This is a genomic window from Pseudomonas sp. TE31087, assembly GCF_057284075.1.
The window spans coordinates 5,372,768-5,392,905 of the sequence record NZ_JBXVNN010000001.1 but is presented as its reverse complement, the minus strand read 5'-3'; the positions used below and the strand labels follow the sequence as shown (position 1 = coordinate 5,392,905).

Here is a 20,138-nt window from a genome sequence, read left to right as displayed (position 1 = left end):
AGTGAGCCTGTGGGAGCAGGCTTTGTGGGAGCGGGCTTGCCCCGCGATTTGCGGTATCGGCCCTATCGCGGGGCAAGCCCGCTCCCACGCAGTCCACGCCCGCGCATGCCGACTCACCCAGGAGGTTGCACCATGTCCCTGAGCGTCTTCGACCTGTTCAAGATCGGCATCGGCCCCTCCAGCTCGCACACGGTCGGCCCGATGCGCGCCGCCGCGCGCTTCGCCGAAGGCCTGCGCCGTGACGGCCTGCTGGCCGGCACGGTCAGCGTCAAGGCCGAGCTGTACGGCTCGCTCGGCGCCACCGGCAAGGGCCACGGCAGCGACAAGGCCGTGTTGCTGGGCCTGGAGGGCGAGCACCCGGACACCGTCGACACCGAAACCATCCCCGCCCGCCTGCAGGCGATCCGCGACAGCGGCCGCCTGCGCCTGCTCGGCGAGCACGAAATCGCCTTCGTCGAGAAGCAGCACCTGGCGATGATCCGCAAGCCGCTGGAATACCACCCCAACGGCATGATCTTTCGCGCCTTCGACGCCGCCGGCCTGCAGATCCGCAGTCGCGAGTACTACTCGGTGGGTGGCGGCTTCGTGGTCGACGAAGAAGCCGCGGGCCACGACCGCATCGTCGAGGACAGCACCGTGCTGGCCTATCCGTTCAAGACCGGCAAGCAATTGCTGGCCCATTGCACCACCGAGCAGCTGTCGTTCAGCCAGGTGATGCTGGCCAACGAAGCCGCCTGGCGCCCGGAGGCCGAAACCCGCGCCGGCCTGCTGCGCATCTGGCAGGTGATGCAGGACTGCGTCGAGGCGGGTTGCAGGCATGAGGGCATCCTGCCGGGTGGCCTGAAGGTCAAGCGCCGCGCACCGGCGCTGTACCGCCAGCTCAGCCGTCATCCAGAGGCCAGCCTGCGCGATGCGCTGTCGGTACTCGACTGGGTCAACCTCTATGCCCTGGCGGTGAACGAGGAAAACGCCTACGGCGGGCGCGTGGTCACCGCGCCGACCAACGGCGCCGCCGGCATCGTTCCGGCGGTGTTGCACTACTACATGCGCTTCGTCCCTGGCGCCAACGAGGACGGCGTGGTGCGCTTCCTGCTCACCGCCGCGGCAATCGGCATCCTCTACAAGGAAAACGCCTCGATCTCCGGTGCCGAGGTCGGCTGCCAGGGCGAGGTCGGCGTGGCCTGCTCGATGGCCGCCGGCGCCCTGTGCGAAGTGATGGGCGGCAGCCCGCAGCAAGTGGAAAACGCCGCCGAGATCGGCATGGAACACAACCTGGGCCTGACCTGCGACCCCATCGGCGGGCTGGTCCAGGTGCCCTGCATCGAGCGCAACGCCATGGGCTCGGTGAAGGCGATCAACGCGGTGCGCATGGCCCTGCGCGGCGACGGGCAGCACTACGTCTCCCTCGACAAGGTCATCCGCACCATGCGCCAGACCGGCGCCGACATGAAAAGCAAATACAAGGAGACCGCCCGCGGCGGTCTGGCCGTCAACATCATCGAATGTTGACCCGAACAAAAAACGAGGAGTCACCGATGTCCGAAACACTGCACAAGACCCCGCTGCACGCCCTGCACCTGGAACTGGGCGCGCGCATGGTGCCCTTCGCCGGCTACGACATGCCGGTACAGTACCCGCTGGGCGTGCTCAAGGAGCACCTGCACACCCGTGAGCAGGCCGGCCTGTTCGACGTCTCGCACATGGGCCAGATCATCCTGCGCGGTAGCGACGCAGCCCGTGCCCTGGAAACCCTGGTGCCGGTGGACATCATCGACCTGCCGGTGGGCATGCAGCGCTACGCCATGTTCACCAACGCCAAGGGCGGCATCCTCGACGACCTGATGGTCGCCAACCTCGGTGACGACACCTTGTTCCTGGTGGTCAACGCAGCCTGCAAGGACCAGGACCTGGCGCACCTGCGCAAACATATCGGTGATCGCTGCGAGATCCAGCCACTGTTCGAGGAGCGCGCCCTGCTCGCCCTGCAAGGCCCGGCGGCGGTCAAGGTACTGGAGCGCCTGGCCCCGGAAGTGGCCGGCATGACCTTCATGCAGTTCCGCCCGGTCAGCCTGCTGGGCAACGACTGCTTCGTCAGCCGTTCGGGCTACACCGGCGAGGATGGCTACGAGATCTCGGTGCCGGCCGCCGCCGCCGAAACCCTGGCCCGCCGCCTGCTGGCCGAGCCCGAGGTCCAGCCGATCGGCCTGGGCGCGCGCGACTCGCTGCGCCTGGAAGCCGGCCTGTGCCTGTACGGCCACGACATGGACACCACCACCACCCCGATCGAAGCCAGCCTGCTGTGGGCCATCTCCAAGGTGCGCCGCGCCGATGGCACGCGCGCCGGTGGCTTCCCCGGTGCCGAAACCGTATTCACCCAGCAACAGACTGGCGTGGCACGCAAGCGGGTCGGCCTGCTACCGCAGGAACGCACGCCAGTGCGTGAGGGCGCGCAGATCGTCGACCAGGCTGGCAAGGTGGTCGGTGAAGTGTGCAGTGGCGGCTTTGGTCCGACGCTCGGTGCGCCCGTGACCATGGGCTATGTCGATAGCGAACATGCGGCCCTCGACACGGCATTGTTTGCCGTCGTCCGTGGCAAGCAAGTTGCCCTTAAGGTCAGCAAAATGCCTTTCGTGGCACAACGTTACTACCGTGGCTGAATGAGTGGTTTGGACGGGTTCGACATATTCGTTTTCGAACCTGTCCAATAACTTCTGAACATAGCGCCAGCCCAGGCGCCACGCCGTTTCCGACAAATCGTTCGGTTATCGGGAAAACCCTGATTTTCACCCCCCGCAAGGGCTTGTTTTTCGCTCGGCAGTTGGCGTAGAGTCATCGCACTGTGTTTGCATGGGTCGCAACAGTTCGTGACCTGGGCCAGTAGCCGCAATCTGCTACAACCCGTTCGACGTCTCTTACTTTCCTGCAACCCAGCCCAGTAGTCTTTCACTTACAAAAGCGTGAAAGAAACTGTCATCAAAATTCAAGTTTCATAGGAAATAAGACAATGGCTGAGCGTCAGAACGGTACCGTCAAGTGGTTCAATGACGAGAAAGGTTACGGCTTCATCACCCCTGAGAGCGGTGCTGATCTGTTTGTTCACTTCCGTGCCATCGAAGGCAACGGCTTCAAGAGCCTGAAAGAAGGCCAGAAAGTCACCTTCGAAGCCGTGCAAGGCCAGAAAGGCCTGCAGGCTGACAAAGTTCAGGTTGTCGCCTAAGCGATTACCCGAATTCAAAAAGCCCCTGCCAAGTGCAGGGGCTTTTTTTTACCCGTAGAATAGCGGCTTCGCCATTCGGAGCCGTCCTGCATGTCCAAGCCCCTGCTCTCACCCCAGGGTGACTTCCCCCCCGTCGGCCTGGGCCGCCGGCTGGCCGCGATGTTCTATGACTTCCTGCTGTGCACCGCCCTGCTGATCGTCACCGCCGGCGCCTACAAGATGATCCAGATGGCGATCATCGGCGAGGCGCGCATGCGTGAGCTGACCGAGGCCGGCGCGCTGGATGGCGATCCGTTGCTGTCGACGATCCTGCTGTTCGCCCTGTTCGGCTTCTTCGCCAAATTCTGGACCCATGGCGGCCAGACCCTGGGCATGCAAGTGTGGGGCATGCGCGTGCAGAACGCCGACGGCAGCGCCATCAGCCTGTGGCAGGCGCTGCTGCGCTTTTTGGTGTCGATCGCGTCCTGGCTGTGCCTGGGGCTGGGGTTCTTCTGGTCGTTGATCGACAAGCGCCAGCGCAGCTGGCACGACATTTACTCCGAGACGCAGCTGGTGCGTCTGCCCAAGCGCAAGAAGTGATCTAGCCAGGCGTCATGTATGGCGTGGGAGCGGGCTTGCCCCGCGATTGCAATGCAAGGCATCACGCAGCCATCGCGGGGCAAGCCCGCTCCCACGAAACACGCGCAAAAAGAAGCCGACCCAGAGGTCGGCTTCTTTTTGCGGCTCAGGCCATTATCCGGCCCGGCGCATCAACCACAAACCGGCCAGCGCACAGATCCCCGCAGGGATCACCACCGCCAGCAACGGCGGGAAGCCGAACACCTGGCTCGATGGCCCCAGCAAGTCCCCGGCGATGCGGAACACGAAGCCCACCAGCACGCCGGTGAACACGCGCTGCCCCAGGGTCACGGAACGCAGCGGGCCGAAGATGAACGAAATCGCCATCAATACCAACGCCGCGGTGACCAGCGGTTGCAGGACCTTGGTCCAGAACGCCAGCCAGTAGCGCGAGTTGTTCAGTCCCTGGTCGGCCAGGTAGTGGATGTAGTCCCACAGCCCGGTGATCGACAGCGACTCCGGCGCCAGCACCACGGTGTTGAGCAGCTCCGGCGTCACCGAGACGTCCCACACCTCTTCAGGGCTCTTGACCACTTCGGTGTGGTCGCCGCGGAAGTAGGTCGTGGAGACATCGTTGAGCATCCACTTGCCTTCCACATACTGCGCCCGGCGGGCAAAGCTGGAGGTCTGGATCTTGCGCTCGGCGTCGAAGCGGTAGCGGGTCACGCCCAGCAGCAGGCCATTGGGCTGCACCGAGTTGATATGCACGAACTCCTCGCCCTGGCGGTGCCACATGCCGCGCTTGGAGCTTTGCGCCTCGCCGCCACCCTGGGCCAGCGATCGGTCGGCCTGGGCCTTGTTCTCGGTCACCGGGGCCACGTACTCGCCGATCAGCAGGCCGACCAGCATCAGCACCAGCATCGGCTTCATCACCGCCCAGACGATGCGCCCGATGGACACGCCGGCAGCGCGCATGATGGTCAGTTCGCTGCTGCTGGCCAGGCTGCCCAGGCCGATCAGGCAGCCGATCAGGGCCGCCATCGGCAGCATGTCGTAGAGACGGCGCGGCGCGGTCAGCAGGACGAAGCTGCCAGCATCCATGAAGGTATAGGTGGCACTCAGGTCGTTCAGTTCGTCGATCAGGGCGAACAGCGAGGCCAGGCCGAGGATGATGCCCAGCACGGCAGCGATCGCCAGCAACACGCTCTTGCCGATGTAGCGGTCCAGTTTAACCACGGGCCACCTCCGCACGACGGGCGGCGCGCTTGAGGCGCATCGGTTCCCAGTACATCAGCGCCAGGCCGATCAGCAGGAACAGGCCATGGACCCACCACATACCCAGCGAGATGGGCAGCTTGCCCTTCTCCAGGGCGCTACGCACGGAAATCAGCATCGTCAGATAGGCCATGTACAAAAGGATCGCCGGCAGCAGCTTGAGGAAGCGGCCCTGGCGTGGGTTGACGCGCGACAGCGGCACCGCCAGCAGCGTCACGACGAACACCAGCAGTGGCAGCGACAGGCGCCATTGCAGCTCGGCTCGCTCGCGAATGCCTTCATGCCCGAACAGTTCGGACGTCGGGATCGCTTCGCGGTCGGTGACTTCCTCGGCGACTTCCGGCTTGGGCAGCAGCACGCCATAGGTGTCGTACTTGATCGCCCGGTAGTCGGCCTGGCCCGGATTGCCGTCGTAGCGGTAGCCATTCTCCAGCACCAGGTAGCGGTTGCCGTCGGCCTGCACTTCCTGGTGGCCCTTCTCGGCGACCAGCACCGAAGGCGCGCGGTCCTTGGTCTTGTCCTGGTTGAAGCGCTTCTCGGAGATGAACACCCCGCCGAGCTTGATGCGGTCATCGGACAGCTGCTCGGTGTAGGTCACCCGGGAGCCGTCGCGCAGGGTCTGGAAACGGCCCGGCACCAGGGTGTCGAACTCGGTCAGGGCATCCTGCTGGGCAATGATCTTCTGCACCTGGGCAACGCCCAGCGGCGCCAGGCTCAAGCTCAGCCAGGCGACCAGCAGGGCGACCAGCGCCGCCGGCACCATGGTCACGGTCAGCAGGCGCTGCTGGCTCATGCCGGTGGCCGACAGCACGGTCATCTCGCTTTCGAGATACAACCGGCCATAGGCGAGCAGGATGCCGAGGAACAGCCCCAGCGGCAGGATCAGTTGCAGGAAGCCCGGCAGGCGGAACCCCATGATCATGAACAGCACGCTTGGATCGAGCGCGCCCTGGGCCGCCTGGGCCAGGTATTTGATGAAGCGCCCGCTCATGATGATCACCAGCAGCACGGCGCTGACGGCGCTCAAGGTCACCAGGACCTCGCGGGACAGATAACGAAAGACGATCAAACCAGACACTCCTGGGTTGTCAGGGGCGGAAAGCCAAACGAACGATTCGGACAGCCAAGACCAATGCCGGTTCGCCAAGGCGAACCTCCATGTAAAAGTGCGCGCATTATCCTGTGATTGACGGCGCCTGTCACTTGGCCACGCAGCATGGCGCATATCGGGGTTGTCATCGTGGTCGCGGCAGGCTCAAACTGGCAGCTTTTCCGCTGGCAGGCATTACCCCGCCAGCCGCGTGTTCCGAGCGCTTGCGAAAGACAGCGCCCACTGACAGACAGATCATTCGGGGACCCCAGACATGGAATTGGTTGTAAAGAGCGTAGCCGCTGTATCCGTCAAGACCGCGACCTTGGTCGTACCCGTCGGTGAAGGGCGCAAGCTCGGCGCCACCGCCAAGGCCGTCGACCAGGCCAGCGAAGGCGCGATCAGCGCGCTGCTCAAGCGTGGCGACCTGGCCGGCAAGCCGGGCCAGACCCTGCTGCTGCACAACCTGCCGGGCCTGAAGGCCGAGCGCGTGCTGCTGGTCGGCAGCGGCAAGGACGAAGCCCTCGGCGATCGCGCCTGGCGCAAGCTGGTCGCCAGCGTCGCAGGCGTGCTCAAGGGCCTGGGCGGCAGTGATGCCGTGCTGGCCCTGGACGACATCGCCGTCACCGGCCGCGATGGCCACTACGGCAAGTACCGCCTGCTGGCCGAGACCCTGCTCGACGGCAACTACGTGTTCGATCGCTACAAAAGCCAGAAGGCCGAGCCCCGCGCCATCAAGAAAGTCACCCTGCTCACCGCCAAGGCCGGCCAGGCCGAGGCCGAGCGCGCCGTGAAGCACGCCAGCGCCATCGCCACCGGCATGGCCTTCACCCGCGACCTGGGCAACCTGCCGCCGAACGTCTGCCACCCGAGCTTCCTCGCCGAGCAGGCCAAGGACCTGGGCAAGGCGCACAAAGGCCTCAAGGTCGAGGTGTTGGACGAGAAGAAGATCAAGGACCTGGGCATGGGCGCGTTCTATGCCGTGGGCCAGGGCAGCGACCAGCCGCCGCGGCTGATCGTGCTCAACTACCAGGGCGCCAAGAAGAGCGAAAAACCGTTCGTGCTGGTCGGCAAGGGCATCACCTTCGACACCGGCGGCATCAGCCTCAAGCCCGGTGCCGGCATGGACGAGATGAAGTACGACATGTGCGGCGCCGCCAGCGTGTTCGGCACCCTGCGTGCCGTGCTCGAGCTGCAGTTGCCGATCAACCTGGTGTGCCTGCTGGCCTGCGCCGAGAACATGCCGAGCGGCGGCGCCACCCGTCCGGGCGACATCGTCACCACCATGAGCGGGCAGACCGTCGAGATCCTCAACACCGACGCCGAAGGCCGCCTGGTGCTGTGCGACACCCTCACCTACGCCGAGCGTTTCAAGCCGCAGGCGGTGATCGACATCGCCACCCTGACCGGCGCCTGCATCGTCGCCCTGGGCAGCCATACCTCGGGCCTGATGGGCAACGACGACGCGCTGGTCGGCCAACTGCTGGACGCCGGCAAGCGCGCCGACGACCGCGCCTGGCAGCTGCCGCTGTTCGACGAGTACCAGGAGCAACTGGACAGCCCGTTCGCCGACATCGCCAACATCGGTGGCCCGAAGGCCGGCACCATCACCGCCGGCTGCTTCCTGTCGCGTTTCGCCAAGGCCTACCACTGGGCGCACCTGGACATCGCCGGCACCGCCTGGATCAGCGGCGGCAAGGACAAGGGCGCCTCGGGCCGCCCGGTACCGCTGCTCACCCAGTACCTGCTGGACCGCGCCGGCGCCTGATGGCGCATGGCCGGTGGCGCTCACGCGCCACCGGCCGGCACTGAACGATCATGAGCAAAGTCGATTTCTACATCCTGCCCAGCGACTCACTGTCGGTGCGGCTGGATTTCGCCTGCAAGCTGTGTGAAAAGGCCTGGCGCCTCGGCCACCGGGTCTACCTGCATTGCCAGGACGAGGCCCAGCGCAGCGAGCTCGACCTGCGCCTGTGGCAGTTCAAGGGCGAGGCCTTCGTGCCCCACGACCACGCCGAACAGCACCCGGACGCCGTTGTCGCGCTGGGTGTCGGCAGCGATGCCGGCGAACACCGTGACCTGCTGATCAACCTGGGCGGCGATGTCCCCGCCTTCGTCGGCCAGTTCGAACGGGTCGCCGAGATCGTCGTCGAGGAACCGGCCATCCGCCTGGCCGCTCGCGAGCGATTCCGTTTCTACCGCGAACAGGGCTATGCTCTGCAAGATCACCGCTTACAGCGACTCTGACGACGATGGACAAGCAGCTGAACTCCCTGACCCATTCCGCCCACCTGCTCGACGACCTCGAGTCGATCCGCGAGCTGCTGGGCGACGCCGACCTGCAACCGCCGCTGCTGACCGAGACGGTGGAGCAGATTCCCCTGCTGCTCGACGAGCCGGCCCCCGCGTCGCCCGTCGCCGAGGCAGCGCCGGTAGCGGCCCCGGCACCTGAAGAGGATGCCCAGACCCGCCGCCAGGACACCCTGCTGCACCTGGACACCGAACTGCGCGCCGCCGCGCAACTGATCATGCAGGACGTGATCAACGATTTCACCCCGCATATCGAGACCGAGATCAAGCGTCGCCTCGATGCGCGGCTGGAGCGGTTGCTCAAGCGATCCGAGTAACCATTCGTCCGGATCGCGGGGCAAGCCCGCTCCCACGGCAACACGTGGGAGCGGGCTTGTCCCGCGATGGGCGCTACACCTGTCTTGAAGCGCGCAGCTTGGTTATACTTCCCGGCTTTCCCGAATTAATGCCTAAGGGTCCCGCCGCGCATGGATAAGACCTACCAGCCGCACGCCATCGAAACTTCCTGGTACAACACCTGGGAGTCCGAGAACTATTTCGCTCCACAAGGTGCAGGCGAGTCCTACACCATCATGATCCCGCCGCCGAACGTGACCGGCAGCCTGCACATGGGCCACGGCTTCAACAACGCGATCATGGACGCGCTGATCCGCTTCCGCCGCATGCAGGGTCGCGACACCCTGTGGCAGCCGGGCACCGACCACGCCGGTATCGCTACCCAGATGCTGGTGGAGCGCCAGCTCGAGGCCAAGGGCCAGAACCGTCATGACCTGGGTCGTGAGAAGTTCCTGGAGAAGGTCTGGGAGTGGAAGGATCAATCGGGCGGCAACATCAGCCGCCAGATCCGCCGCCTGGGCTCGTCGGTGGACTGGAGCCGCGAGCGCTTCACCATGGACGACGGCCTGTCCGAAGCGGTCAAAGAGGCTTTCGTGCGCCTGCACGAAGACGGCTTGATCTACCGCGGCAAGCGCCTGGTCAACTGGGACACCAAGCTGCACACGGCGATTTCCGACCTCGAAGTGGAAAACCACGACGAGAAGGGCCACCTGTGGAACCTGCGCTACCCGCTGGCCGACGGCGCCAAGACCGCCGAAGGCAAGGACCACCTGGTGGTCGCCACCACCCGTCCGGAAACCCTGCTGGGTGACGTCGCCGTCGCGGTCAACCCGACCGACGAGCGCTACCAGGCACTGATCGGCAAGTTCGTCGAACTGCCGCTGGTCGGCCGTCGCATCCCGATCGTCGCCGACGACTACTGCGACCCGGAGTTCGGCACCGGCTGCGTGAAGATCACCCCGGCCCACGACTTCAACGACTATGAAGTCGGCAAGCGCCACAACCTGCCGCTGCTGAACATCTTCGACAAGAACGCCACCGTGCTGGCCGCCGTGCAGGCGTTCAACCTCGACGGCAGCGTCAACGAAGGTATCGACACCTCGCTGCCGGCCCAATACGCCGGCCTCGACCGCTTTGTCGCGCGCAAGCAGATGGTCGCCGACCTGGACGCCCAGGGCCTGCTGGTCAGCATCGACGACCACGCCCTGAAGGTACCGAAGGGCGACCGTTCCGGCACCGTCATCGAGCCGTGGCTGACCGACCAGTGGTATGTCTCCACCAAGCCGCTGGCCGAGCCTGCCATTGCCGCCGTGGAAGACGGCCGCATCCAGTTCGTGCCCAAGCAGTACGAGAACATGTACTTCTCCTGGATGCGTGACATCCAGGACTGGTGCATCAGCCGCCAGCTGTGGTGGGGCCACCGCATCCCGGCCTGGTACGACGAGGCCGGCCAAGTCTACGTCGGCCGCGACGAGGCCGAAGTACGCGCCAAGCACAACCTGGGCAGCGAGGTGAAACTGCGCCAGGACGACGACGTGCTCGACACCTGGTTCAGCTCGGGCCTGTGGACCTTCTCCACCCTGGGCTGGCCGGAGCAGACCGAGTTCCTGAAGAAATTCCACTCCACCGACGTGCTGGTCACCGGCTTCGACATCATCTTCTTCTGGGTCGCCCGGATGATCATGCTGACGATGCACCTGATCAAGAACGAGGACGGCACCCCGCAGGTACCGTTCAAGACCGTCTACGTGCACGGCCTGGTCCGCGACGGCCAGGGCCAGAAGATGTCCAAGTCCAAGGGCAACGTCCTCGACCCGCTGGACATCGTCGACGGCATCACCCTCGACGCCCTGCTGGAAAAACGCACCAGCGGCATGATGCAGCCGAAGCTTGCCGAGAAGATCGCCAAGCAGACCAAGGCCGAGTTCCCCGAAGGCATCGCCAGCTACGGCACCGACGCCCTGCGCTTCACCTTCTGCTCGCTGGCCTCCACCGGTCGTGACATCAAGTTCGACATGGGCCGCGTCGAAGGCTACCGCAACTTCTGCAACAAGATCTGGAACGCCGCCCGCTACGTGCTGGACAAGGGCGAGGACTGCGGCCAGAACGGCGAGGCCTACGAGCTGTCGCTGGCCGACCGCTGGATCATCTCGCAGCTGCAGCGCACCGAAGCCGAGGTTACCCGCCAGCTCGAGCAGTTCCGCTTCGACCTGGCCAGCCAGGCGCTGTACGAGTTCATCTGGAACCAGTACTGCGACTGGTACCTGGAGCTGTCCAAGCCGGTGCTGTGGGACGAGACCGCCCCGGTCGAGCGCGCCCGCGGCACCCGTCGCACCCTGGTGCGCGTGCTGGAAGTCGCCCTGCGCCTGGCGCACCCGTTCATGCCGTTCATCACCGAAGAGATCTGGCAGCGCATCGCGCCGCTGGCCGGCATCGAAGGCAAGACCATCATGCTGCAGCCGTGGCCTGAAGCGAACGAAAGCCGCATCGACGCTGCCGCCGAAGGCGACATCGAGTGGCTCAAGGAGCTGATGGTGGGCCTGCGCAACATCCGCGCCGAGATGAACATCGGCCCGGGCAAGCCGCTGCCGCTGTTCCTGAAGAACGCCAACGCCGACGACCAGCGTCGCCTGCAGGAAAACGAAGCCCTGCTGAAGAAACTGGCCAAGGTCGAGTCGTTCACCGTGCTGGGCGAGCAGGACGAAGCGCCGCTGTCGGCCACCGCGCTGGTGGGTGATCTGCAGGTGCTGGTGCCGATGGCCGGCCTGATCGACAAGGACGCCGAACTTGCGCGCCTAAGCAAAGAGATCCAGCGTTTGCAGGGTGAAGTCCAGCGCGTCGGTGGCAAGCTGTCCAACGCCGCCTTCGTCGACAAGGCACCGCCTGCGGTGATCGAGAAGGAACGCGCCAAGCTGGCCGAGTCGGAGCAGGCCCTGGCCAACTTCACCGAGCAGCATGCGCGGATTGCTGCGCTGTAATCATCTACATCGCTGACTGACCGGCGAGGGCTTCGCCCTCGTTCGCGGCACAAGGCCGCTCCTACAGGGAATTGCATGGCTCACAGGCCTGCGCTTTCCTGTAGGAGCGGCCTTGTGCCGCGAAAGGGCCGCAAAGCGGCCCCTGGACCAGCAAGGCAACACCGGATCCGACAATGACCGAAAAACCCACCCTGCACCCACGCAACCGCCACCAGGGCCGCTACGACTTCCCCGCCCTGATCAAGGCGCACCCGGACCTGGCCCGCTTCACCATCACCAACCCCTACGGCAAGCCCAGCATCGACTTCGCCAACCCCGAAGCTGTGCGAGTATTCAACCGCGCGCTGCTCAAGGCCCAGTACGGCATCCAGCACTGGGACATCCCGGCTGACTACCTGTGCCCACCTATCCCCGGCCGGGCCGACTACATCCACGTGCTGGCCGACCTGCTGGCCGAGGACAATGCCGGCGAGATCCCCCGCGGCGCCCAGGTACGCGCCCTGGATATCGGCGTCGGCGCCAACTGCATCTACCCCCTGCTCGGCCACAGCGACTACCGCTGGCGCTTCACCGGCTCCGACATCGACGGCGTGGCCCTGGCCTCGGCCAAGGCCATCGTCCAGGCCAACAAGCTCGACAAGGCCATCAGCCTGCGCCAGCAAGCGCAGCCCAGGCACATTCTCAGTGGCTTGCTGCAGGCCGACGAACGCTTCGACGTCACCCTGTGCAACCCGCCGTTCCACGCCTCCCGCGAGGAAGCCACCCGCGGCAGCCAGCGCAAGTGGAAGAACCTCGGCAAGCAGGACCCCAAGCGCAAGCTGCCGGTACTGAACTTCGGCGGGCAGAACAATGAACTGTGGTGCGAAGGCGGCGAGATCCGCTTCGTCAGCCAACTGGTCGCCGAAAGCGCCCAGTACGCGACCCAGGTGCTGTGGTTCACCAGCCTGGTGTCCAAGGCCAGCAACCTGCCGGGTATCGAGGCGGCCTTGAAGAAGGCCGGGGTGAAGGCCCTGCGCATCGTCGAAATGGGCCAGGGGCAGAAGCAGAGTCGCATGGTCGCCTGGAGTTTCCAGGACGACAGCGCACGCCAGCAATGGCATGCCGCGCGCAAATCACAGGCATGAAAAAACCGCGCCCGGGCAAGCCGGGCGCGGTTTCGTCAACGCATCAACAATTACTTGTTGATCGAGTCGGTCAGCACTTTGGCTGGAACGAACTTGACGACTTTCTTGGCAGCGATTTCGATGGCAGCGCCAGTCGAAGGGTTGCGGCCGGTACGGGCAGGACGCTCGGAGACTTTCAGCTTGCCGATGCCTGGCAGGGTGATTTCGGCGCCGTTTTCCAGTTGGTCGGCAACGATCTGGCCCAGTTGCTCCAGTGCATTACGCGCGGTGGTTTTCGGCGCGTCGATAGCTTCAGCGATGTCGGCAATCAGTTGGTCTTTGGTCAGTGCCATGGTGGTGTTCCTTCCCTATCAAATCAGAGGTTGTGCAGCATGCTTGGTCGGTGGTCGGGCCAGCCCGGGACAATCCAGAGGCCGCGTCGATCGCGTATGTAGATACGCAAATCGGCGTTTGGTTCGACACCGCGCAAGCGATCTGCCAGCAATGCGCCACCCAAGGGGCGCAAGACCGCGCAAAGCTACCACAGGAATCGAGAAATATCCGCTGTCGACATTGATTTTGTGCAGGTTTTTCGGGGGTTTTCGGAAAAATCGCAAAAAAATGAGCAAAAAACGAACAACCGGCATTTGTGCCAATATCTGGCCACTGCATCACCCCTACCCTGAGGTAAACTGAGCGACTTTTGCAGCGCGACTTTTCACCGCTCAGACCACCGAGAATTCCATGCCAATCCGTCATTGCATCGTTCACCTGATCGACAAGAAGCCCGATGGCAGCCCCGCCGTGCTCCATGCGCGCGACAGCGAACTGGTAGCCTCCGACGCCATCGAGAACCTGCTGGCCGACCTCAACGACAGCTACAACGCCAAACAAGGCAAAGCCTGGGGCTTTTTCCACGGCGAGTCCGGCGCCTACCCGTTCAGTGGCTGGCTCAAGCAGTATCTGGATGAGGAAAAGGACTTCGCCGCCTTCAGCCGCATCGCGGTCGAGCACCTGCAGAAGCTGATGGAAGAGTCCAACCTGTCCACCGGCGGCCACGTGCTGTTCGCCCATTACCAGCAGGGCATGACCGAGTACCTGGCCATCGCCCTGCTGCACCACAGCGAAGGCGTGGCGGTGAACGCCGAACTCGACGTCACCCCGTCGCGCCACCTGGACCTGGGCCAGCTGCACCTGGCGGCGCGGGTCAACCTGTCCGAGTGGAAGAACAACCAGAACTCCAAGCAGTACATCTCGTTCATCAAGGGCAAGAACGGCAAGAAGGTTTCGGATTATTTCCGTGATTTCATCGGCTGCCAGGAAGGCGTCGACGGCCCGGGCGAAACCCGCACGCTGCTCAAGGCCTTCAGCGACTTCGTCGAGAAAGAAGACCTGCCGGAAGAGTCCGCCCGGGAGAAGACCCAGACCCTGGTCGACTACGCCACCACCCAGACCAAGCTGGGCGAGCCGGTGACGCTGGAAGAGCTCTCCAGCCTGATCGACGAGGATCGGCCCGAGGCGTTCTACGACCATATCCGCAACAGCGACTACGGGCTGTCGCCGGAGATCCCCGCCGACAAACGTACCCTCAACCAGTTCCGCCGCTTTACTGGGCGTGCCGAGGGGTTGTCGATCAGTTTCGAGGCGCATTTGCTGGGCTCGAAGGTGGAGTATGACGAAGAAGCGGGGACGCTGGTGATCAAGGGCTTGCCGACGCAACTGATCGACCAGTTGAAGCGACGCAAGGACTGAAATCGCCGGGGGCGCGTTTGAACTGGCCTAATGATTTTGGACACCTTCATCGGGCGCTATGATGGCGCCCAATTGGAGGCAAAATCAGTGCGTAAATCTTATTCAAGAGAATACAAAGTCCAAGCTGCCGAAATGGTGCTGGATGGTGGGCAGTCAGTTCCTGAGGTCTGTGCAGCCCTTGGGCTGGGCCCTACCGCGCTTCGCCGCTGGGTTGATCAGGTGCGTGAAGAGAGAGCCGGTAAGGTTCCTGCTGGAGCCAAAGCGATCACACCCGAGCAGCAACGAATTGAAGAACTCGAAGCGCTGGTTCGGCAAAAGGATCGGGATATCGAAATCCTAAAAAAGGCCAGTGCTCTCCTGCTTCGGGACTCCAAAGATCGTTCTCGCTGATCAACGAGCTGAGTGAGCAATACCCTGTTGTCGACTGCTGCCGCGTGCTTGGGGTTAAGCGCAGCAGTTTCTATGCGTGGCGCAAACGGCAAGGACGTGAAAACCCGGCAAGAGATGCGCTACGCCTGCTGGTAATCAAGCACTTCAACGCATCGCGAAGTGCTTCTGGCTCGCGAACCCTGGCGCAGGAATTGCGGCACGAAGGCCATGAAATAGGACGATACAAGGTGCGTGCGCTAATGCGTGAAGCTGGCCTGAAGTGCAAACAGCGCAGGCCGCACCGCTATCGGTCATCAGGGGCAGAAGCGTTGATCGCCGAGAATCAGCTGAAGCGCAATTTCAAGGTTTCGGCGATCAATGAGGTTTGGTGTGGCGATGTGACCTATATCCAGGTTGGCAGGCGCTGGCTGTACCTAGCCGCCGTGATTGACCTCTATGCCCGTCGCGTAGTGGGTTGGGCATTCTCGATGATTGCAGATGCCAACTTAGCTTGTAACGCCCTGCGCATGGCCGCTGAATCGCGGGGTAGGCCGGCGGGCGTAATGTTTCATTCAGACCAGGGCTGTCAGTACACCAGCCATAAATTCAGAGCCGCGCTCGATGAGTACAACTTGAACCAGAGCATGAGCCATCGAGGCCAATGCTGGGATAACGCTGCCATGGAGCGATTCTTCGGAGCATTGAAATCAGAATGGGTGCCGGCAGAGGGTTACGAGACCGAAGCGCAGGCACGAGTGGATATCCAGGCTTATCTGATGCGCTACAACCTCAAGCGCCTCCACAGCTACAACGGCTATGAAACGCCAGTAGCCATGGAGGAAAAGCTCAAGGCAGCGGCATGAACCTTAACCGGTGTCCAAAATTACTTGACCAGTTCAGTTGCGCCCCTTTCGCGGCACAAGGCCGCTCCTACAGGAATCGCGCTCCCCTTGTACAAGCGGCCTTGTGCCGCGAAAGGGCTGCAAAGCAGCCCCAGCGATCTCGAACGGATCACCGATTCATCAGACTTTCCCCATTCCCTGTAGTCCATTTCCCAAACATACTCCCAAGCCCTTTCAAGCCATTGCGGTGGTCTGGGTTGGCCTCTAGTCTCGGGCAGTCGCTGCACATTCAGCGATCGGCTTTGACAGGCCGCTGAGAACCTTCCGCATGGATTTCGCTCTATGGCGGCTGTGCGTGGGGCACCTCGTGTGCGCCGGGTCAGGTTCTCTCACCGGTCTGTCAACCCACGTATAGCTGCCACCCACTTGTTTGACAGCAGTTGGTGGCGGCCCTTCTGAGAGAGCCAAGCCAATGCTAAAGATCGTCCCCGATCCACCCCACAACCCTCACTCCCTCGAAGACACCCTCATCCAGGCCACCGAGTACGCCCTGTGCGCCTTGACCGTGGCCCATCATGCCGTGCAGCTCAAACCCAGGTCGCCGGCTGCCGTGCTGATGATGGCGTCGATGCATGAAATGGAGTCGCTGCGTGTGTTGCTCGAAGCGGCGTTGATCCAGGTACAGATGCCAGCGCAGATGCCGACGTTGCACTAGGCCGCGATGCATGTGTTGCCTGTGCGGGCCCTTTCGCGGGTAAACCCGCTCCCACAGAATCACCTGTGCCTTGGAGCCAGCGCTGTACTTGTGGGAGCGGGTTTACCCGCGAAGAGGCCCGCACAGGCACCGACCATTTCAGGGAGAGAATTATGACTACAGAAGATACCCCCACCACCGTCGGCAAGACCAAGTTCTACCAGGGCGAAGGCATGACCGACCCGCTGTTCTGCATCGAACCCGGCATCCCCTGCCAGCACGCCCGCGACCAGGCCTCGGAACTGATCGGCTGCGTACGCGACCTGACCATCACCGGGATCATGGAGGAAAAGCCTCAGTTACTCTGGGCGTCGTATTACCTGAGCGCCCTGGCCAAAGCATTGATGGATGATGCCGAACTAGGCATGAAGCACTGAACAGGGAACAAGGCGGCGCCATAGGTGTGCAGGGCCAAGGCGCCGCAACCCGTCTCGGGTGCCCTGGCGAGGACACTACCCCCCGAGTCCGGCATAGGACGCCACCAACGCCTCCTTCGCCGCCTTGCGCAGCTTCTTCACCAACCGCTCCTGGCGCAAGGCCTCGCCCTTGTCCGGCCACTGCTCCACATACACCAGCGCCTGCGCCGGGCTGGTCTTGAAATAGCGCGCGCCCTGCCCTTTCTGGTGCTTGATGAAACGCCGCTGCGGATCGTCGCTGATACCGCAGTACAACGAGCCATTGGCGGCACGCACCAGGTAGACGTACCAGGGTTTGCAGTCGGGGGAAGTCGCTGTTTCGCTCACGGCTCGGTTCGGTGCAACGGAAGAAGGCCGCCAGCTTAACGCCTCAGCGCGCCTGCTGGAATGCGCGAAGCCCCTTGAACGCCTGCTGGCGCACCTTGTTCTGCAGCATCGGCGTCCAGCCCAGCAGCACGCCCGGCATGCCCAGCGCCTGACGCGCCCAGCGCCACAGGTCGAAGATATCGTCGTGTTGGCAGATCAGCCCGTCGCGGATCACGAAGCGCGCCTGGATATCGTTGACCACCACCCGCCCGGTCTGGCTGAACAGGTAGGTCGCCACCCAGTGCGCGCCATCGCTGCGCACGTCGTCGAAAGTCAGGGTGAAGTCCTTGGCGCGGGCGGTGAGCATCCGCCACATGTCACCCGCGTCACGCCCGCGCAGGGTGCCGAAGACCGGGTCGCTGAAGACGATGTCCTCGCTGTAGCAGGCCACCATGGCCTCGGCGTCCAAACGCTGGAAGGCCTGGTAGAAACGGGTGATCAGGGCGCTGTTGGCATCACTCATGGACTGTTCCTGCGCAAGGTGCGAAACCCGCAAGATACTGCCTGGATGCCAGCAACACCATGCCCATTCGCGTCGTGAATGACGATCGCGGGTCAAGTCAGCGCCTTAAACGTGCTCGCTGCTGACCTGCACATGCAGCGCCCGCCCGGCGCCGAGACCGAACAGGATCGCCCCGACGCCCAGCACCGCGAAGATCCAGCCCACCGCGCTCCAGCCTCCGGTCAGATCATGCACCAGGCCAACCGCGAACGGCCCCATGGAGGCCAGCGTGTAGCCCACACCCTGAGCCATGCTCGACAGGTTCGCCGCCACATGGGCGTCCTTGGAGCGCAGCACGATCAGGGTCAGTGCCAGGGAGAAGGTACCGCCCTGCCCCAGGCCGAGCAGGATCGCCCAGCCCCACAGCCCCTCGATCGGCGCATACAGGCAACCGAACAACCCGCCCAGGGTCACCAGCATCACCACCACGATGGCCAGGCGCTGGTCCTTGCCCCGCGTGGCCAGCCAGGGAGCGCTCAGGGAACTGATCAGTTGCACGATCACCGAACCGGACAGCACCAGCCCCGCCTCGGTCGGGCTCAGCCCGCGGCCGATCAGGATCGAAGGCAACCAGCCGAACACGATGTAGGCCAGCGACGATTGCAGGCCCATGTACAGCGTCACCTGCCAGGCCAGCGGGTCGCGCCACAGGCCGCGCACGCGGTAGGCCACCTTGTGCACGCCATGACCCTGTCGGGACTGGGGTAGCCAGACCAGCATCGCCAGCAAGGCAGGCAGCAGCCAGAAGCCCAGCCCCAGTGCCCAGCTGTCATCGAAGTGGCGGGTCAAGGGCACCGTGGCCCCGGCGGCCATCGCGGCGCCCAGACACAGCGCCATGGTGTAGACGCCGGTCAGGGTACCGGCGTGCTGGGGGAAGTCGCGCTTGACGATACCTGGCAGCAGCACGCCGATGATGCCGATGCTCGCCCCCGCCATCAGGCTGCCGAGGAACACACCAGTGGCGCCCAGGGTGCTGCGCACCAGGATGCCCAGCGCCAGGGTCAGCAGGATGCCGAAGATCACCCGCTCGCTGCCGAAGCGGCGCGCCAGGATCGGCGCCAGTGGCGCGAACAGCCCCAGGCACAGCACCGGCAAGGTGGTCAGCAGGCCGGCTTGCGATGCGCTGAGCCCCAGCCCTTCAGAGACCTGGCCGAGCACCGGCGACATGCTCGACAGCGCGGGGCGCAGGTTCAGCGCCACCAGCACCAGGCCCAGCAGCAACAGCCAGGGCTTGTGCAGCACCACGGGCTGTTGCTGGACCTGCTCGTCGTCGGCTTCGGCGTCGATCAGCAGTTCATCGAGCTCCGCCTCGCGGGGAGCGGTATTGCGGGTCAGTTGTTCGGCCATGGCCTTCTCGTTATCAGGATTCGATGAGGGTCCGGCTCAGGTGCTTGGCCCGCTCCGGATCACGTTGTTCGAGGGCGTCGAGGATCTGCCCGTGCAGGTCGAACACGGCCTGGCAACGGGGGACGGTGGTCATGTTGTGCTGCAGGGCGGCGCGTACCACGCTGGAGAAATAGCGGTACAGCTCGCTCAGGGCGGGGTTGTGGGCGGCGTCCACCAGGCGCTGGTGGAACACCAGGTCGCATTCGACGTAGGCGTCGACGTCGCCATGGAAGTGCTCCGCGCTGTGCTGCAGGGCCTCGCGCAGGGACTGCAGGTCGGCGTCGGTGCGGCGCATGGCGGCCAGGCCGATGGCTTCTGCTTCGAGGATATGGCGGGTTTCGCGGGCGTGTTCGACTGCGCAGCGGGACATGACCTGCACGGCCTGCAAGGGGTCCACGGCGGTACGCAGGTAGCTGCCGTCGCCCTGGCGGATTTCCACCAGGCCGCTGAAGGCCAGGACGCGCATGGCCTCGCGGACGGTGTTGCGGCTGATGCCCAGGTCGCTGGCCAGCTCTGGTTCGGTGGGCAGGCGTTGGCCTATCGACCAGGTGCCCTTGGCGATGCGGTCGCGGAGCTGGTCTACGGCTTGTTCTACCAGGGAGCGTTTGATGAGCGGGGTCACGGGGTGGGTACGTCCAGTCATCGGATGAATTTTCTTGGGGTTGGACGATAGCGGTTGGGGGGGGATTGGGCAAGGGGGTCGGGGTCGGGGATGATTGTTTTGGTTTTTTTATGCGCATTCATTGGCGATGGTGACGCATAGTCACCTTTCCGCCCTTACGGCGGGTCCCTTTTTGAAGGATCAAAAAGGAACCAAAAAATCCTCGCTCCATTCATCCGGCCCCTACGCTTCGCTCCGGGGTCCCCTCGCTCCGTTCTTGCTC

General features: G+C 63.9%; 21 protein-coding genes. 14 read left to right on the top strand and 7 right to left on the bottom strand.

Translation table 11 applies throughout. The annotated features are described in order from the left end of the window. Nucleotides 1-132 precede the first annotated feature (132 nt). The 4 genes from ACZ899_RS24420 (at nt 133) to ACZ899_RS24405 (ending at nt 3,796) form a co-directional block, all read left to right on the top strand. Nucleotides 133-1,509, top strand: a complete 1,377-nt coding sequence (locus ACZ899_RS24420) for an L-serine ammonia-lyase (protein ID WP_234562998.1) — start codon at nt 133-135, stop codon at nt 1,507-1,509. Between the two features lie 26 nt (nt 1,510-1,535). Further along, nucleotides 1,536-2,657, top strand: a complete 1,122-nt coding sequence (gene gcvT, locus ACZ899_RS24415; RefSeq protein WP_234562999.1) for a glycine cleavage system aminomethyltransferase GcvT — start codon at nt 1,536-1,538, stop codon at nt 2,655-2,657. Between the two features lie 347 nt (nt 2,658-3,004). After that, nucleotides 3,005-3,217 (top strand): cold-shock protein, encoded by a 213-nt coding sequence (locus ACZ899_RS24410; RefSeq protein ID WP_050704121.1) that lies wholly within the window; start codon nt 3,005-3,007, stop codon nt 3,215-3,217. A 90-nt stretch (nt 3,218-3,307) separates the two neighbouring features. Continuing rightward, complete coding sequence (locus ACZ899_RS24405; RefSeq protein WP_234563000.1) at nt 3,308-3,796, top strand: RDD family protein; 489 nt, start codon at nt 3,308-3,310, stop codon at nt 3,794-3,796. A 153-nt stretch (nt 3,797-3,949) separates the two neighbouring features. On the opposite strand, the gene lptG is transcribed toward ACZ899_RS24405, so the two are convergent. Both lptG and lptF read right to left on the bottom strand, forming a co-directional pair. Next, complete coding sequence (gene lptG / locus ACZ899_RS24400) at nt 3,950-5,011, bottom strand: LPS export ABC transporter permease LptG (protein ID WP_050704120.1); 1,062 nt, start codon at nt 5,009-5,011, stop codon at nt 3,950-3,952. Then, nucleotides 5,004-6,119, bottom strand: coding sequence for an LPS export ABC transporter permease LptF (gene lptF, locus ACZ899_RS24395; protein WP_203650873.1), 1,116 nt, complete (start codon nt 6,117-6,119; stop codon nt 5,004-5,006). Before lptF ends, lptG begins: the two co-directional genes overlap by 8 nt. Before the next feature lie 295 nt (nt 6,120-6,414). Between lptF and ACZ899_RS24390 the strand changes: the two genes are divergently transcribed. The 5 genes from ACZ899_RS24390 (at nt 6,415) to rlmF (ending at nt 12,888) form a co-directional block, all read left to right on the top strand. After that, complete coding sequence (locus tag ACZ899_RS24390) at nt 6,415-7,908, top strand: leucyl aminopeptidase (protein ID WP_234563001.1); 1,494 nt, start codon at nt 6,415-6,417, stop codon at nt 7,906-7,908. Between the two features lie 50 nt (nt 7,909-7,958). After that, nucleotides 7,959-8,387 carry a DNA polymerase III subunit chi gene (locus ACZ899_RS24385; RefSeq protein WP_234563002.1) on the top strand — a complete coding sequence of 143 codons (429 nt, stop codon included), beginning with the start codon at nt 7,959-7,961 and terminating at the stop codon, nt 8,385-8,387. 5 nt (nt 8,388-8,392) lie between these two features. After that, nucleotides 8,393-8,767, top strand: a complete 375-nt coding sequence (locus ACZ899_RS24380; RefSeq protein ID WP_234563003.1) for a DNA polymerase III subunit chi — start codon at nt 8,393-8,395, stop codon at nt 8,765-8,767. Between the two features lie 150 nt (nt 8,768-8,917). Continuing rightward, nucleotides 8,918-11,764 carry a valine--tRNA ligase gene (locus tag ACZ899_RS24375; RefSeq protein WP_234563004.1) on the top strand — a complete coding sequence of 949 codons (2,847 nt, stop codon included), beginning with the start codon at nt 8,918-8,920 and terminating at the stop codon, nt 11,762-11,764. 173 nt (nt 11,765-11,937) lie between these two features. Next, nucleotides 11,938-12,888, top strand: coding sequence for a 23S rRNA (adenine(1618)-N(6))-methyltransferase RlmF (gene rlmF, locus ACZ899_RS24370; protein ID WP_234563005.1), 951 nt, complete (start codon nt 11,938-11,940; stop codon nt 12,886-12,888). A 50-nt stretch (nt 12,889-12,938) separates the two neighbouring features. Here rlmF and ACZ899_RS24365 read toward each other — a convergent pair whose 3' ends face one another. Beyond that, complete coding sequence (locus tag ACZ899_RS24365; protein WP_110738284.1) at nt 12,939-13,220, bottom strand: HU family DNA-binding protein; 282 nt, start codon at nt 13,218-13,220, stop codon at nt 12,939-12,941. A gap of 391 nt (nt 13,221-13,611) precedes the next feature. On the opposite strand from ACZ899_RS24365, the gene yejK reads away from it, so the two are divergent. From yejK to ACZ899_RS24340, 5 genes are all read left to right on the top strand, one after another. Next, nucleotides 13,612-14,619, top strand: coding sequence for a nucleoid-associated protein YejK (gene yejK / locus ACZ899_RS24360; RefSeq protein ID WP_203650860.1), 1,008 nt, complete (start codon nt 13,612-13,614; stop codon nt 14,617-14,619). Nucleotides 14,620-14,649: 30 nt separating this feature from the next. After that, a complete protein-coding gene (locus ACZ899_RS24355; protein WP_075043813.1) occupies nt 14,650-15,009 on the top strand; it encodes a transposase in 360 nt (119 codons plus the stop codon). Beyond that, nucleotides 15,006-15,851: an IS3 family transposase gene (locus tag ACZ899_RS24350; protein WP_324256565.1), complete on the top strand. Its 846-nt coding sequence runs from the start codon at nt 15,006-15,008 to the stop codon at nt 15,849-15,851. The genes ACZ899_RS24355 and ACZ899_RS24350 overlap by 4 nt, the downstream gene beginning before the upstream one ends. 451 nt (nt 15,852-16,302) lie before the next feature. Then, complete coding sequence (locus tag ACZ899_RS24345) at nt 16,303-16,545, top strand: hypothetical protein (protein WP_203650859.1); 243 nt, start codon at nt 16,303-16,305, stop codon at nt 16,543-16,545. Nucleotides 16,546-16,697: 152 nt separating this feature from the next. After that, nucleotides 16,698-16,961 carry a DUF3077 domain-containing protein gene (locus ACZ899_RS24340; RefSeq protein ID WP_234563119.1) on the top strand — a complete coding sequence of 88 codons (264 nt, stop codon included), beginning with the start codon at nt 16,698-16,700 and terminating at the stop codon, nt 16,959-16,961. A 75-nt stretch (nt 16,962-17,036) separates the two neighbouring features. Here the strand turns inward: ACZ899_RS24340 and ACZ899_RS24335 are convergent, their stop codons facing one another. The 4 genes from ACZ899_RS24335 to ACZ899_RS24320 all read right to left on the bottom strand — a co-directional run bounded on the left by ACZ899_RS24335 (nt 17,037) and on the right by ACZ899_RS24320 (nt 19,897). Then, nucleotides 17,037-17,327: a GIY-YIG nuclease family protein gene (locus ACZ899_RS24335; RefSeq protein WP_203650858.1), complete on the bottom strand. Its 291-nt coding sequence runs from the start codon at nt 17,325-17,327 to the stop codon at nt 17,037-17,039. A gap of 43 nt (nt 17,328-17,370) precedes the next feature. Continuing rightward, complete coding sequence (locus ACZ899_RS24330; protein WP_234563120.1) at nt 17,371-17,829, bottom strand: nuclear transport factor 2 family protein; 459 nt, start codon at nt 17,827-17,829, stop codon at nt 17,371-17,373. Nucleotides 17,830-17,934: 105 nt separating this feature from the next. Next, a complete protein-coding gene (locus ACZ899_RS24325) occupies nt 17,935-19,215 on the bottom strand; it encodes a CynX/NimT family MFS transporter (RefSeq protein WP_234563121.1) in 1,281 nt (426 codons plus the stop codon). A gap of 13 nt (nt 19,216-19,228) precedes the next feature. Continuing rightward, nucleotides 19,229-19,897, bottom strand: coding sequence for a FadR/GntR family transcriptional regulator (locus ACZ899_RS24320; RefSeq protein WP_234563122.1), 669 nt, complete (start codon nt 19,895-19,897; stop codon nt 19,229-19,231). Nucleotides 19,898-20,138 lie beyond the last annotated feature (241 nt).